This is a genomic window from Streptococcus sp. 27098_8_186, assembly GCF_041432055.1.
Taxonomy (GTDB): domain Bacteria; phylum Bacillota; class Bacilli; order Lactobacillales; family Streptococcaceae; genus Streptococcus; species Streptococcus dentalis.
In genome coordinates, this window is the sequence record NZ_JAPVYV010000001.1 from 67,009 (window position 1) to 81,967 (window position 14,959).

At 41.2% G+C, this 14,959-nt stretch carries 17 protein-coding genes; all 17 read right to left on the reverse strand.

Annotation, left to right across the window (positions count from 1 at the left end; all coding sequences use genetic code 11):
- Positions 1-9: 9 nt before the first annotated feature.
- Positions 10-858 carry a DegV family protein gene (locus O3602_RS00275; protein ID WP_371610907.1) on the reverse strand — a complete coding sequence of 283 codons (849 nt, stop codon included), beginning with the start codon at positions 856-858 and terminating at the stop codon, positions 10-12.
- 3 nt (positions 859-861) lie between these two features.
- Positions 862-1,236, reverse strand: coding sequence for a DUF1149 family protein (locus O3602_RS00280; protein WP_003001888.1), 375 nt, complete (start codon positions 1,234-1,236; stop codon positions 862-864).
- A 238-nt stretch (positions 1,237-1,474) separates the two neighbouring features.
- Positions 1,475-1,783, reverse strand: coding sequence for a hypothetical protein (locus tag O3602_RS00285; protein ID WP_371610908.1), 309 nt, complete (start codon positions 1,781-1,783; stop codon positions 1,475-1,477).
- Between the two features lie 24 nt (positions 1,784-1,807).
- Positions 1,808-2,116 carry a hypothetical protein gene (locus O3602_RS00290; RefSeq protein ID WP_049514126.1) on the reverse strand — a complete coding sequence of 103 codons (309 nt, stop codon included), beginning with the start codon at positions 2,114-2,116 and terminating at the stop codon, positions 1,808-1,810.
- Positions 2,100-3,818, reverse strand: a complete 1,719-nt coding sequence (locus tag O3602_RS00295) for a DUF2974 domain-containing protein (RefSeq protein ID WP_371610909.1) — start codon at positions 3,816-3,818, stop codon at positions 2,100-2,102. Before O3602_RS00295 ends, O3602_RS00290 begins: the two co-directional genes overlap by 17 nt.
- Positions 3,811-4,230, reverse strand: coding sequence for a hypothetical protein (locus tag O3602_RS00300; RefSeq protein ID WP_151378847.1), 420 nt, complete (start codon positions 4,228-4,230; stop codon positions 3,811-3,813). Before O3602_RS00300 ends, O3602_RS00295 begins: the two co-directional genes overlap by 8 nt.
- Positions 4,231-4,532: 302 nt before the next feature.
- On the reverse strand, positions 4,533-6,488 hold the full coding sequence (locus O3602_RS00305; RefSeq protein WP_371610910.1) for a fructose-specific PTS transporter subunit EIIC: 1,956 nt from the start codon (positions 6,486-6,488) through the stop codon (positions 4,533-4,535).
- Positions 6,485-7,396 (reverse strand): 1-phosphofructokinase, encoded by a 912-nt coding sequence (pfkB, locus tag O3602_RS00310; RefSeq protein WP_371610911.1) that lies wholly within the window; start codon positions 7,394-7,396, stop codon positions 6,485-6,487. Before pfkB ends, O3602_RS00305 begins: the two co-directional genes overlap by 4 nt.
- Positions 7,393-8,136, reverse strand: coding sequence for a DeoR/GlpR family DNA-binding transcription regulator (locus O3602_RS00315; RefSeq protein ID WP_003001800.1), 744 nt, complete (start codon positions 8,134-8,136; stop codon positions 7,393-7,395). The genes pfkB and O3602_RS00315 overlap by 4 nt, the downstream gene beginning before the upstream one ends.
- Positions 8,137-8,365: 229 nt before the next feature.
- Positions 8,366-10,687 carry a CAP domain-containing protein gene (locus O3602_RS00320; RefSeq protein WP_371610912.1) on the reverse strand — a complete coding sequence of 774 codons (2,322 nt, stop codon included), beginning with the start codon at positions 10,685-10,687 and terminating at the stop codon, positions 8,366-8,368.
- 138 nt (positions 10,688-10,825) lie between these two features.
- Entirely contained in the window at positions 10,826-11,542 is a 717-nt protein-coding gene (gene trmD, locus O3602_RS00325; RefSeq protein ID WP_003011380.1) for a tRNA (guanosine(37)-N1)-methyltransferase TrmD, read from the reverse strand.
- Positions 11,532-12,050, reverse strand: coding sequence for a ribosome maturation factor RimM (rimM, locus tag O3602_RS00330; RefSeq protein ID WP_003011300.1), 519 nt, complete (start codon positions 12,048-12,050; stop codon positions 11,532-11,534). Before rimM ends, trmD begins: the two co-directional genes overlap by 11 nt.
- A gap of 107 nt (positions 12,051-12,157) precedes the next feature.
- Positions 12,158-12,397 (reverse strand): RNA-binding protein KphA, encoded by a 240-nt coding sequence (gene kphA / locus O3602_RS00335; protein ID WP_003001620.1) that lies wholly within the window; start codon positions 12,395-12,397, stop codon positions 12,158-12,160.
- Between the two features lie 20 nt (positions 12,398-12,417).
- Entirely contained in the window at positions 12,418-12,690 is a 273-nt protein-coding gene (gene rpsP, locus O3602_RS00340; protein ID WP_003007475.1) for a 30S ribosomal protein S16, read from the reverse strand.
- 123 nt (positions 12,691-12,813) lie between these two features.
- Positions 12,814-13,503: a YjjG family noncanonical pyrimidine nucleotidase gene (locus O3602_RS00345; RefSeq protein WP_003011200.1), complete on the reverse strand. Its 690-nt coding sequence runs from the start codon at positions 13,501-13,503 to the stop codon at positions 12,814-12,816.
- Positions 13,503-13,997: a YkgJ family cysteine cluster protein gene (locus O3602_RS00350; protein WP_003011011.1), complete on the reverse strand. Its 495-nt coding sequence runs from the start codon at positions 13,995-13,997 to the stop codon at positions 13,503-13,505. Before O3602_RS00350 ends, O3602_RS00345 begins: the two co-directional genes overlap by 1 nt.
- A gap of 283 nt (positions 13,998-14,280) precedes the next feature.
- Positions 14,281-14,925: a hypothetical protein gene (locus O3602_RS00355; protein ID WP_371610913.1), complete on the reverse strand. Its 645-nt coding sequence runs from the start codon at positions 14,923-14,925 to the stop codon at positions 14,281-14,283.
- Positions 14,926-14,959 lie beyond the last annotated feature (34 nt).

A 14,959-nucleotide genomic window follows, 5' to 3' on the forward strand; every position in this document is an offset into this window, starting at 1 on the left:
GAATTCTCCTTAAACGATAGGGATATACCCAACTGCTAAGCTATGGTCACCTAAGTGCGTCCCGATAACCCCTCCAAAGGTAGCAAAAGGAATGTCACCTTCTACTCCTTCTTCCATGAGTAGTTGGCGAAGTGCTTCTGCTTTTTCAGGGACATTGGCATGGATGACAAAGACTTGGTAATGACCATCTGCGATATCTGATACAACAATCTCTACCAAGCGTTTCATGGCTTTCTTTTCCGTCCGGACTTTCTCAAAGACCTCAATCACGCCTTCATCATTAAAATGAAGAATAGGCTTGATGCTCAAGAGGTTCCCAAGAATGGCAGCCCCATTTGACAGACGGCCACCTTTAACCAAGTGGTTCAAATCATCTACCATGATATAGGCAGAAGTTCCATCAATCTGGTGTTGGACATTGGCAACAATCTCATCGAAAGAACGACCTTCACCAGCCCATTTCAAGCAGTCTTCTGCCATCATTCCTAGAGGAGCACTGGTGATTTTTGAATCCGGAAATTCGACGGTCAAGGCTTCAAATTCGTCCTTCAAATATTGGATATTTTGGTAGAAACCAGAAATACCGGATGACAAGAAAAGACCGACAGCATGCGTATAGCCCTTAGCTGTCAAACCAGATAAGACTTCTTCTAACTCTGCAACACTCGGCTGGCTAGTCTTTGGCAATTCCTTAGAGGCAGACATCTTTTGGTAGAACTCATCGTGTGTCAGGTTCTTCCCTTCAACATAAGACTCCCCATCTATATAGATCGGGATCTCTAAAATAAATAAGTCGTCGTGATGGAGCACGTCTTGCGTTAAATAGGCAGACGAATCCGTGATCACTGCTAATTTCATTGATTAAAACTCCAAATTAATACCCGGTAAATCGAGGGCAATTTCTGTGACTTCATAAGTCAAACGGTTGAGCATATTCAAGCAAGGGCGAGCCAATTCTTCTACTTCGTCTTTGCTGAATTCGCTTGGTTCATTGACATAACGACCAAACAAGTGGTTGATTTGAGTGATGGTTCCGCTGATCACAAAACCGTCAAAAACGATCATGTAGCTCAAGATCACAATCAAAGAAGTCGTGTTTTGTTCTTGATCACGATTGATCAATTGAAAGTTTACATCTACTTTTGTTTCAGGGATGCCATTTTCTTTTTCCCACTCAAAATTACGAGCATCATAGTGGTATTGGCTGACAAATTCTTTTTCACGTTGAATATCCATTTTTATTCTCCTAAAAATATGCGATAGGCTTATTATATCATAATTCAGCTCAAGATACCAACGCCGAATGAGGGGATTTTTTCGCTAGTACAAGAAGAAAAGGCCGAGGAAGTTTGGCCTTTCATAAGACAGAGGATAACGAATTTTGCTCCACTAACACACAGCTTTATTAAGTCGATTATCTTTTTTAGTGTAGTAATGTTAATAGAATTTATATTTCGTTCTCGTTTCTTATTTTCTAAATTTTATTTTCTTCTAACTTTCTATAGAAATTTTTATTCTCTTTAGAACGTAAGTCCAATACATCTTCAATGCGAGCATTATACAATTTACGATAGTTATCCAAATTTTCCTCAATTTCAAAAATGTAGGATTGTATTTCAACAGCATACTCCCCTCTACATGCATAGGAAACAGACTCTATTATATTCTCTGTGTCTCTGTCAAACCTATGATAATAGTAATCTAAATCAAACTCCAGACGTTCTAACTCACGTAGTTTATACATGTGGTCGTCTTCTATTTTCTGTAGTTCTTTTTTATCCATTACTAACTTTCTCAACTTTCTTATTCAGGATTTAATAGGACTTTTTAGATCAGGCTTTTTCATTGTCTGAGTCAAATAGGTCTCTGTAGCTTCTGCTGCCTTCCCTTCAAATCCTCCCTTAATATTATTTACAAAAGTCTTAGACGTATACTCCTGCATCTCAGAAGCTATGTCATCTAATTTCTTTGATAACTCTACTCCTTTAGCTATAATCAGGAGTGTCTTAACTGCTATAATAGCACGAATCGCCTGGCGTTCCTGTTCTTTCATCCTTTCTCTATATTCTCTTTCTAGACTCTCTTTTGTTAGCAAAGAATCATCCAGCATCAACATTTTTACTCCTCCATTTATTTTTTACATCTGCTAGTAAACTATTAAAATCCTCTGCTTGTTGTGTATCCACAACTTCAAATGTACCACTAGCTCTCACCAAAGTTGTACCCAATTGCTCAATTTGCGTTAGAAAAGCTCCAGCTGCTTTTTCCGTTTTACCCTCAATTCCTTCATCCCAAAAACGTGAGATATTGAAATCAGAGAGCAAAGCTGTGACTTCTGAGCTCGTTAAATAAGTGGCTAACCCTATTGCTTCCGAGTTTGTATTATTTAAAATGGTTTGAATTTCTTCTTTAGCATTTGAAAGGTAACTCTTTACATTCTCAACCTTATCTTCTGTCTCAAAAATAGCTAACTGTGAGGATGTCTGAAGTAAACGAGCTCGAATCAAAATTCTTTCCTCACCTGTCAAATTTCCACTTCTCAGTTGTTCCTGATATCTAGGGATAGCTTCACGATCCCATTTAATAGATTCTAAACGTGCTTCCCTAACGATTTCTCCATACTGCTTTTTAAAATTCTCATAGACTGAAATTCCAAGAGGGAGCCTGATGCTAATGTCACCTGTAACAATTGAACTGAAAATATTTAAAGCTACATTTCCTTTAATTCCTAACTTTTTTGCAGCTTCTAATGACGATGCAATCAAACGAGCAAACTTTTCACCAGCCCTAAGCAACTCCGGATGAAAATCTTCTGAAGCTGTTAAGAAATTCCCTTTTCCATCCGGTTGATAAACACCAAAATCATGAGAACTTTCTGCATCAAAACTTTCAGTATAATAGAGGGGGACAATGATATTGACTTTACCAACAGGCTTTTTAAGAGGCTCATTCCCATCACCAGGTAATTTAGTAATAGTATGTTCTCGATTGAGCATACTTACCATATCAAAGGGATTGACATAGTATTCTACTTTATCACTGATTAATTTGATTTTTTCATCACTAAGGCCCATTTTCTTTAAACTCTTTGTCGTATCTGGACCATCAAGCAAAACTACTTTGCCAATTTTGTTCAACTCTTGATTACTTAGATCAGCTATTCCTTGGACAGAAACCATAGTCCCGAGTGAGTGAGCGGCAAGGTCCATTTGAGCATTTGGAGCTTTTTTGCTCATTTCAGCTATTTTTTCTTTCAATCCTTTTGTAGCCAACTTCGCTTGTGGTATATGACTATCATTAATCGCAAACTGAGCGTCGTTATCGACCCAGTCGTTCCAAGTAGACAATCTCATTCCATCACTTCCTCGAATGGCCATGTAGGTTTTCTTAGTATCTTTACCTAAGGTTGGAGTATCTGTTAAATAATAGGCATTAAACCCTGCTTTCTCATCAGTTAAAAGACCCTTCTGATAATGATTGACGGTATATGTTTCTTTATGATATCCACCATTAGGATTTGGGACCTGAAGATCCAACGTCTCTTCTACAGTATGCAAACCAGAATCTGGCTGTAAATAGACTTTTCCACCATTAGGAAGATTTTTACCTCCGGTGGTGATTTCCCATTCTTTTTTATCATCGTTATAAAATTTATTATCACGTGAAAAATCATATTCCAACGCTTTCCCTGAATCTAATACTTTTATTTCCTCTTTAGTCAATCTTTCATAAGCAAAAAGATTCGGACGTCCTCGATAAGCTGACTGAGCTAAATTTGAGTAAAAATTATCAAAAGTTCTTAAATTACTATTAGTCAAGCAGTTCACCTCCAATACGTAAAGGGCTACCCATTCCGATATAATCAATTAAAATTTTTTTATCCTTAAACTTAATAATCGCACTCCAGCTTGAGTTTGATATATTATTAAATCCTCCATAGACCTGAACAATTTCGCCACCTCCTTGTGGAGTACCATTTCCTATCTCATCCCATTTTGTCTCTTCCCAATCAATTTGAACTGATTCGATCTTTGGGTTTTGAGATTTTACAAAATTTTCGATTTTGTATTCGTGTTTCTGTAAATAAGCCAATTGCTTCTCTTTCGTGCTAAGTTGCTTGCTTTGTTGAGTACCATTTGAAAAGATATTTTGTTTCTGAATAGACATAATTGTACCTCCCACTAACACAGAAGTTATTGCAAAAAAAATGACAAGTTTTCTTTTTTTCATTATCTCGCCTCCTTGATAAAGAAAAGTTATTGCAATTATATCGAAATCTATAGAGATAAGCAACTTCATCACTAGTTGGTGTTTTTGTGCAATAAAAAGGGAGTGGGAAAGAACTCCGTAAAATAAAAAAAGTTGAAAAGGTTCCCCAAACCTTTTCAATCTTCCCACCCCCGCACAGTTGATTAGGTCATCTTTGGAGCTTTTAAAGTGAACAAAGATGCCAATCAACCACTGCGTCATATATTTATTTCTATCAGACTTCAAAGGCTGGACGATTTTTGCCCAGCCTCTTTTAGGTATGATTAGTTTTTAGGTTTGCGAAGCAATCCGAACAAGATACCACTTACAACTGCACCGATCAATACGAACAAGATGTAAAGAAGTGGATTTGATGTAAGGGCGATAACGAAGATTCCTCCGTGAGGAGCCATGAGTTTCAAGCCTGCAAGACCAACAAGAGCACCTGTCAATGCTGAACCTGCGATGAAGCTTGGGATGGCACGAGCTGGGTCAGCTGCACCAAATGGAATGGCACCTTCTGTGATGAAAGAAAGACCCATGACAATGTTTGTCAAACCAGAATCGCGTTCTTCTTGTGTGAATTTATCTTTAAACAATACAGTTGCTACGAATACTGCCAATGGAGGAACCATACCAGCTGCCATAACAATAGAACCACCTGAAGCAACAGATTCAGCAAGTGTACCTGTAGCGAAGACATAAGCGGCTTTGTTAACTGGTCCACCCATATCGACAGCCATCATACCGCCGACGAGAAGTCCAAGAAGGACAGCTGAGCTACCTGACAAGCTTGAAAGGAAGTTGTTAAGACCAGTATTGATAGCAGCCATTGGAATATTGATGAGGAACATCAAGAATCCTGTCAAACCAACACCAAGCAATGGCAAGAGAAGGATTGAACGGATACCATCAAGAGAACGTGGAAGACCTGCAAGAGCTTTACGAAGAACTAGAATCACTCCACCTGCTAGGAAACCACCAACTAAGGCTCCAAGGAAACCAGATGATACGGCTGCTGGTAATTCACCTTTAGCAGCACCGTAGGCGATATTTCCAAATGCTGACCCTGAGCTAGCAATAGATCCAGCGATAAACCCTGCTACAAAACCAGGTTTTTCAGCGATTGAGAATCCAATGTAACCTGCAAGTACAGGAAGCATGAAGCCAAAGGCTACTCCACCAATTGTTTTAAATTGTGCTGCTAATACATGATAAGAACCAAGACTAGACAATTGATCTTGAGGCACACCCAGAACTTGGTCAATCAAGAAGGCAAGGGCGATCAAGATACCACCACCGATAACGAATGGAAGCATTTGAGAAACCCCACTCATCAAGTGTTTGTAGAAGGCTCCACCTAAGCTCAATTTTTCTTGGCTAGCGCTAGCTTGTGCAGCATTTTCAGCGTGGAAGACATCTGCTTTGCCATCCAAGATGGTTTGGATCAATTCTTCTGTCTGACGGATACCGGCTGCGACTGGTTTAGAGATCAATTTTTTGCCATCAAAACGAGCGGTTTCAACTGCCTTATCCGCTGCAATGATGACCCCTTCAGCTTTTGCGATTTCTTCAGCTGTCAAGCGGTTGCCGACACCAGATGCACCGTTGGTTTCAACGCGGACTGTAACACCCATTTCTTCCCCTTTTTTGATGAGGGCTTCTTCTGCCATGTAAGTGTGGGCGATCCCTGTTGTACATGCTGTAACAGCAACGATGAGAGGTTTGTCAGATGAAGCTGCTTCTTTGACCGCTTCTGCTTTTTTCGCTTCTTCAGCTGCAGCTTCTTGCTCTTCTGCATCAAAGGCTGCGATCACTTGATCAGGAGTGCTGGCTTGGCGAAGTTTGTCCGCAAAACCTGGTTTCATCAAGTACTTAGACAATTCAGCAAGGGCTGCCAAGTGAGTGTCGTTTGCTCCTTCTGGAGCTGCGATCATGAAGAACAAGTCTGTTGGTTGGCCATCAAGTGATGCATAGTCCACACCCTTGTTTGATTTTGCAAACAAGACTGTTGCTTCTTTGACTGCTTCATTTTTGCTGTGGGGCATGGCAATTCCGTCACCCAAACCAGTTGAAGTTTGTGCTTCACGGTTCATGATTCCAGCCTTGAAGGTATCAAAATCTGTCACCACACCATTGTCAACGAGCGATTGAACCATCTCATTGATCACGCCCTCTTTATCTGTTGCTTGAAGATCAAACAACATCACGTTTTTATTTAAAACGTCTTGAATTTTCATAGTTTTTCTACCTCTACTTTTTCATAAGTTTCTTTTATATAGTCAGCTGTCGCCAAGTCATCCGAGAAGGTGGTCGCTGTTCCACAAGCCACGCCCCATTTGAAGGCTTCGATGACATCTCCTGTTGTTGCGAGCTTCCCAGTGAAGCCTGCCACCATGGAATCTCCAGCCCCAACAGAGTTCTTCACTTGTCCTTTGATTGGTTTTGCGAAGTAAGTTCCGCTTGGACTGACAAGGAGAGCACCATCACCCGCCATGGAAATAATGACGTTTTGTGCTCCTTTGGCCAAAATCTCTTTAGCATAACGTTCAATTTCTGGCAATTCCGTCAAGGTAACGCCAAAGATATCTCCCAATTCATGGTTGTTTGGTTTGACCAATTGGGGATTGAACTCTAAGGAATCAATCAAGGTTTGCCCTTCAAAGTCACAAACCACTTTCGCACCTGTCGCACGTGTTGCTGCGATCAATTGTTTGTAAACGGCATTCCCAAGTGAAGATGGGGCAGATCCTGCAAAGACTACCACATCATCCGCTGTTAAGCTCGATAAGATGTTGAGCAATTCTTTCAACTGAGCTTCCGTCACTTCTGGGCCATTCCCATTGATCTCTGTTTCTTCATCAGCTTTAATCTTGACATTGATCCGTGTATCTTGGTCCACTGTCACAAAGTTGGTTGAAATGGCCTCGCTAATCAGTACGTCTTCAATGAAGCGTCCTGTGAAACCACCGATAAATCCAGTCGCTGTGTTCTCGATATCGAGACGCTTCAAAACACGACTGACATTGATTCCCTTACCACCGGCGAATTTATCTTCTGAAGCCATCCGATTGACCGCTCCGGTCTCTACATGATCGAGACGGACAATATAGTCAATTGCTGGATTCAGTGTTACTGTATAAATCAAACCTCTATAACCTCCGTTTTTTCTTTTAAAACCTTTAATCGTTGCGGTTCACATTGATTGGTAATAATCATGGCTCGCTTGATAGGAGCCACTTTGACAAAGGATGTCACCCCAATTTTCGAATCATCCGCTAGGATATAGGTCTTTTTCGCATTTTCGATAATCGCACGCTTGACAGATCCTTCTTCCAGGTCTGGAGTGCTGTAAAATTCATCATCAATTCCATTCATTCCAAGAAAGGCCTTGTCAAAATTCAACTGACCGATCTGATTGAGCGCGATTCCTCCGATACTAGCATCTGTAGAAGATTTTACCTTCCCACCGATGATGACCGTTGGAACATTTCGCTCGACCAACTTGGTCGCATGGTGAATAGAGTTGGTCACCACGGTTACCGTTGGATTGACAATTTCTTGTACTAAAAGTTCATTGGTCGTCCCGGCATCGATAAAGATCACGTCATGATCTTTGATCAATTCCGCCGCTTTTACCGCGATTTTTGACTTAACTTGAATGTTTTTGATAGATTTTTCTTTATTGCTTTCTTCCTCTTGAAGAAAATGCAGGCTTTCCGCACCGCCGTGAACCCGGCGAAGTTTACTTTCAGCTTCTAATTCATCCAAGTCACGTCGAACCGTTGATTCAGACGTCCCCAACTCTTGTACAAGGGTTTCTAAGGAAACAAACTTTTCCTTCAGTACCTTCTCGAGGATGAATTGTTTTCGTTCAGACTTAAGCATTTCTCCTCCTTTTGCAATCGATTACAGGGACTATTATACTCCATATTCAAAAAATGTCAACACTTTTTATCATTTTCTATCATTTTCTTTCAAAAATTCTAAAATTGTACAAAAAAAGAGCAGGAAAGAACTCATTTTGTTAAGCGAGTTCTTTTCCCCCCCTCATCAATCTTCTTTGAAGAGTTTAAGCAATAAAGTGTCTAAGCATCCACTCTATCTTCGGTATGTCTTAATCATTTTTTGAAGATTGTTTCTTTTTCTTGAAACCAAACAATCCAGCAAGTAGCCCGACGGCAACACCTGTTGTTGCTGCTACATATTTGGAGGAATCAGATCCAGCCACAGCTTGGCTGTTTTCTTTTTTTGATTTGATTTCTTCTACTTTGGCTTCTTGTTTTGGAGCTGGAGTAGCTGTTGGTGCTTGCACTTGTGGACTATTGTTATTTGTTGGAAGAACCGTTGGTCTATCCGGGAAAGTTGTTGGATTGCTTGAGCGGATATCCATTGGCATATCTGCTGCTTCTAAAATAGCTGGATCTATCCGTGAGGCTAGATCTTCATATTGGGAATTCAACAGTTCCACGACACTTTGATAAGATTGAAGGGTTGTGAATTCTGCTTCCAATTTTTCTTTTTTATTCTCTAAATTAGCCACCGCAGCTGATAAAACGGATTGGGCTTTGACCAATAATTCTGGAGCATTTTTAAAGTCAGAAAGACGTTTTTCAGCAGCAACCAAGCGCTCTTGAGCCGCCTTCAAGCCCTCATGCGCTTCTTGAACGACTTGGGCTTTTTCTGCTTCTTCCGCTTTTAAAAGATCTAATTTCTCACGCGCAGCTGCTAACAAATCTTTCGCTTTTTGAAGTGCTGCTTCTTTTGGTTGGATAGTTGCTTCAATCCGACCTCGAGATACATCAAGAGTCGCCTTCGCCTTTTCAACCGCATGGTCCTTGCTAACAAGAAGAATCTTGTAATTTTGGATGGTCTTTTGGACATTGGCCATCTCCGCTTCCATCTTCGAATTTGCATGGTGGGCATCTTCTAGTTTGCCTTGCAAGATAATGATTTGAGACTCTTGATTGGCCTTGTCTAACTTGAGATTAGCTACTTCATCAGATTTTGCTTTCACATCTGATCTTGTCGTCGTTGCCCCAGCTCCCTGACGCAATTGGTAAGCGAGTGCACTGGTTGACACTGCTGAATTGACCGGGCTGTGTAAGAAAGCTGCTTCTGACATGGCATTGCTTGGGTCATAAGCGACTGATAAAGCTGTCGCTTTGTTGTCTACCATTTGGAGGTAGTGACCAACCTTAGCAAAGGCCTCAGCCCCAATTTTCATATAAATGTCATTGGCATCGATTTGTGTTTCGTCTGTTGGTAGACCATATTGAGCCGCTACTTCCTGATAAGCCGCTTTTTCATTGTACCAAAAGTCAACCGCACCAGCAGGTGAGAAGCCATAAGCGATGTTTTCATTTGGCAAATACTTAAACATATGCCAATTGGCTTTTTTGAAGTATTCCAACTGTACTTGACTGGCTGGAAGGGAATAGGGATCCAGTTCCAATTCAGGCAAGCCGGCATTGCGACGATAGCTATTGATGGCATCCGCAATTTCAAGAGCTCGGAGGTTAGCTTGCAAGGATCCAGACTCTCCAACCGTTAAGCCGTCTTCTTCCCGACCACGCTTGTAGAGGGCTAAAGCACTCGCTGCAGCTTCATTGCCATTGTCAGCTAAGTGTTGCAAATAACCTTCATAAGTCGCTTGACTCAACTGAACTGGGCTATTGGCCGCAGCTTGTTCTAAGGCTGCCAATTCTGCTTCCTTGGTTGCGATGACCGCTTTCAAATCTGTCAGACGCGTTTGAGCCAGTTGAATATCGCTCTCAATTTGAGCCACTGTATCTGAGCCAGTTTGCTGACTCGCTTGCAAGGTTGCAAGGTAATTCTGAGATTCTCGGATACTATGCTCGACTTGACTTTGCTCCAACAAGGCTTGGTTGAGCACATTCTCATCATTTGAAATCGGTGCTTTGGCTTGGTTCAATTCATTTTGTGCTACATCGACCAAAGATTCTTGAGCTGTAACTTGATTTTCCTGTTGACGAACAGCTTCTACGACTTGGTCATGGGCAGCTTCTGCTTCTCGAACCTTATTTTCTTCGATAGTCACATAGGCTTGAGCCACCTTGACGTCATTTTCTGCATTTTGAACTTGGGCATCTGAAGTCGTTGCGATCAGGTTTTCTGCATCCGTCACTACTGCTTTCTTTTCTTCCAGCTCTTGCCCAGCCACCTTGACTTCCGTTTGAGCATCGATCACTTTTTGCTCTTGGTAGTGGACATCTTTCACCACTTGGCCTTTTTGAGCTGTAATTTGCTTCAACTCATCAACCGTAATTGGTTTTTCGACTACTTCCGTACTATTGGTTTCTGCATTTTCATTTTGCTTCACCTCTTCCGCACTAGCCTTGTGATTAAACATACCAGATAGGACCGTTGTTGCGGCAATCCCAGTCGTGAAAACCGATTTTCCTAATTTCTTTCCCATTAAACTCACCCCCAAAACTGAATCATTTTCTTGAAGTTTCTCTACCCCTTAGCATACCACATTTTGTTACCAATAACTAGTAGGTTTAAAAAGTTTTTTTCATAAATTTTTGAGGCAAAAGAAAAACAGCTGACGCTGTTAGTCTTCTTGTTTAATTTGTTCCAACATCTTCTCTTCTTCTGCTGTCAACTCATAGTTTTCTAGCAAGTCTGGACGACGTTCTAAGGTCTTTTTCAAACTCTGATAGAGGCGCCACTGACGAATATTTTCATGGTGGCCACTCATGAGGACATCTGGAACTGTCATCCCTCTGTATTCATAAGGCCGTGTGTATTGAGGATATTCTAGAAGACCTGATGAGAAACTGTCGTCTTGATGACTGGACTCTTTTCCGATCACTTCTGGAATCAAGCGAACCGTCGCATCAATCATGGTCATGGCAGCTAGTTCGCCACCTGTTAGTACATAATCTCCAAGAGAAATCTCATCCGTCACCAAGGTCTTGATCCGCTCGTCGTAGCCCTCATAGTGACCACAGATAAAGATCAATTCTTCTTCCTGAGCCAACTCTTCTGCATAAGATTGATCAAAGGTCCGACCAGCAGGATCCAGCAGGATCACGCGCGGATGCTTTTTCTCAATGGCATCAAAGGCATCAAAAATCGGTTGAGCGCGTAGAAGCATGCCTTGCCCGCCCCCATAGGGTTCATCGTCCACATGGCGCGCTTTCTCCGCGTTTTCACGGAAATTATGGTAGTTGATCTCGAGAAGTCCCTTCTCACGCGCCTTTCCGACGATAGAATGCTCAAGAGGAGAGAACATCTCTGGAAAGAGGGTTAAAATATCAATCTTCATCGTCTAACCCTTCTAAGATTTCTACATCCACCCTGTTTCCTGGGATATCGATATTGAGCACCACTGGTGGGATATAAGGCAAGAGAAGGTCACGTTTGCCTTTTCGTTTCACGACCCAGACATCATTGGCACCTGGTTGCAGGATTTCCTTGATCTGACCGATTAGCTGGTCATTTTCGTAAACATCAAGGCCGATGATCTCATGGTAATAAAACTCGCCATCCTCCAAATCCGTCAAGTCTTCTTCTGCAACCTTGAGGCTAAAGCCCTTGAATTTTTCGATAGCATTGATATGGTACATATCCTTAAACTTGATGATGTCGAAGTTCTTGTGCTTGCGATGACTGGCAATGGTCACCGTCTGGACAAAACGATCCTTCTCATCAAAGAGGGCCAATTCAGCTCCTTTTTTAAAACGCTCTTCCGCAAAGTCTGTCACAGACAAGACCCGCATTTCACCTTGTAAGCCTTGGGTATTGACAATTTTCCCAACATTAAAGTAATTCATGATTTCTCCAGTGTAGTTTATTCACTCTATTTTATCACGTTCAGCAACAATTCTCAACGGTGCTCCCTGAGTGCTCCAACAAAAAAACGGGACAAAATCCCGCCTTTTTATTTTTCGTCAATAACAATTCTTACTTTTTTATCTTCAGTTGGGACAGAGTAGACAATCGTTCTTATCGCAGAAATGGTGCGACCTTTTCGACCGATTACACGACCAACATCGCTAGGATCAAGGTCAAGATGGTACTCCAAGAATTCAGGAGTATCTTCGATCTTGATGGTTAAGGCATCCGGTTGTGAAATCAAGGGTTTCACAATTGCAATAATGAGATTTTCAATCGTATCCATACATCAACCTACTTAAAAAATTATTTTGAGAATTTAGAATCGTGGAATTTCTTCATCACACCAGCTTTTGAAAGGATGTTGCGAACTGTATCTGAAGGTTGAGCTCCATCAGCCAACCATGCAAGAACGCGGTCTTCTTTCAAAGTTACTTGGTTTTCTTCAACAAGTGGATTGTAAGTTCCAACTGTTTCGATGAAACGTCCATCACGTGGTGAACGTGAATCTGCTACGTTAATACGGTAGTAAGGTTTTTTCTTAGAACCCATACGAGTCAAACGAATTTTAACTGCCATTTTTATAAGTCTCTTTTCTATATTTTAATTTTCGGTGAAATAGACAAGCTATTTAGCACATGATCTATTGTAACACATTTTATAGAGTTGTCAAGAAAAAAACTTGACAGTATTTAAAATTTTTTATTTTATCAGTAAATCGGCGATTTCTTGATAGTTGCTAACGGTATAAGTCGGCACTACCTGACTGGTATTTTCCTTATGATTTGGGTTATACCAGACGGTATCGATCCCCGCAGCATGGCCTCCTGCGATATCCGCCGTCAAGGAATCACCGATCATGAGGGTCTCTTCCTTGCTGAAACCTGGAATCAGTTGGCCGACCTTGTCAAAAAATGCAGGTTCTGGTTTCTGAGTATGAAGCTGCTCAGAGATAAAGACCTCTTTGAAATAAGGTACGATTGTAGAATGAACTAAGCGTCCTTCTTGAATGGCAGTCACTCCGTTCGTTGCACCATAGAGCTGGTAACCTGCTTTTTCAAGTCGAGCCAGTAAGTCCTCCGCACCGGGGAAAGACTGCCCCTGAAGACTAATGTAATCTTGGTAGCGAAGAGCTATCTCAGCCCCATCAACCGTAATCCCAAAGTGGGCAAACCCAATCGCAAACCGACTATCCACGAGCTCTTGCTTGGTTAATTTCTTTTGCTCCAAATCCTTCCAGAGCCCTTGGTTCATGGGTTTGTAGTAATCCTTAAAGGCCTGTACATCTGGAAAATTCATGTCTTCTAACATCTGCGTCAAGGCTGTCTCTTCAGCAGATTCAAAGTCCAACAAGGTATGGTCCAAATCAAAAAGTAAAAATGTATATGCCATTACAAACGATCCTTCAATTTTTCTACAAATAAATAAGCCGCTGGGCAAGTGAGGGTATTCTTGATGGTCAGATGGTTGATCTGGTAGATCTTCTTGCGATCTGTATGAGGAAATTCCCGACAGGCTTTCGGACGAACATCGTAGATGGAACAGAGATTGTCTCCACCAAGAAAGGGGCAAGGCATGGATTTAAAAACCTTGTCCCCATCTTCGTCAACTTGAAGAAATTCTGCCTCAAAAGCAGGAAGCTTCATCTTGAAATATTTGGCGATGCGCGTGATATCGGTTTCCTTAAAATCTGGACCTAAGGTTTTGCAGCAATTGGCACAAGCCGTACAATCGATTTCTTGGAAAACTTCATCGTGGATTTCTTGCGCTATTTTATCTAAATTCTTAGGTGGCTTCTTCTTGAGATTCGCCAATACCTTGCGGTGCTCCTTTTGCTTTTGGAGAGCTAACTGATGGTATTTTTCAATATCAATTTCCTGTGTCATCCTCTATTTCCTCTTCTAAACAATAGAAAGATTATACCACAAAGACTGTAAAAAAGGGAGTGGGACAGAACTCCGACTAATTAAGAAGAGTTCGTTTTCCCACCCCCGCACAGTTGATTAGGCTATCTTTGGAGCTTAAAATGCGAACAAAGACTTGGGAAACTTGCTTCGCAAGTCCTATCCACCACCTCAAAGCAGTGCTCTGAGCAATCAACCACTGCGTCATACTGTTATTCTTATCAAACATCGAAGACTGGATAGTTTAAGCCAAGCTTCCTCTTCATCAATCCTTTACAGCACCTGTTCCATCTAGACTCCAAGTGTTTTCGACATAAGGAGTAAATTGAGTTATTGTTTTCTCAAATCCTTCAACAACAATCAAATAAACCTTATCATCTTTTTGGAATACCCACCCAGAAGCCTGCAGGCCTGTCTTGAGAAATATATGTATTTTAAGCGATTCATTTCCTCCAACAGTCGTCGTAGATTTTGTCATTTTCTCAACAATTTTATAATCATTCCACCTGGTCTCAAATCTTTTAGCTATTAGCTCTGCATTAAATTCCACTCCTTCGGGGACATGTGCTTTTTCTCTAGTGGCAGCATTTAAAACAATAATATTGAAGGCATTTTTATCTGTGTACTGAATGTTATCCCCAACTTGGATATTGTCATTCTTTTTCCAGTCACTTGGAATATTAACATACCCATAATCTGCCGAACCAATTCGTTTCGTTTTCACATTCCCCTTATCACTATCTGATATTTGTTTCTTTACATTGCTACTTGATGTTGTTGTCTCTTTCACCACATTCGTAGAACTAGATGCTGCCGATGATTTACTAGGCTCTTTCTTTGGACTGGTACAAGCAGAAAGACTAACAACAGACAAAAACGTAACAGACGCGAGTAGAAACTTATTTTTCATATTCTCTCCTCAATGATGTATTATCTTTCCTCTA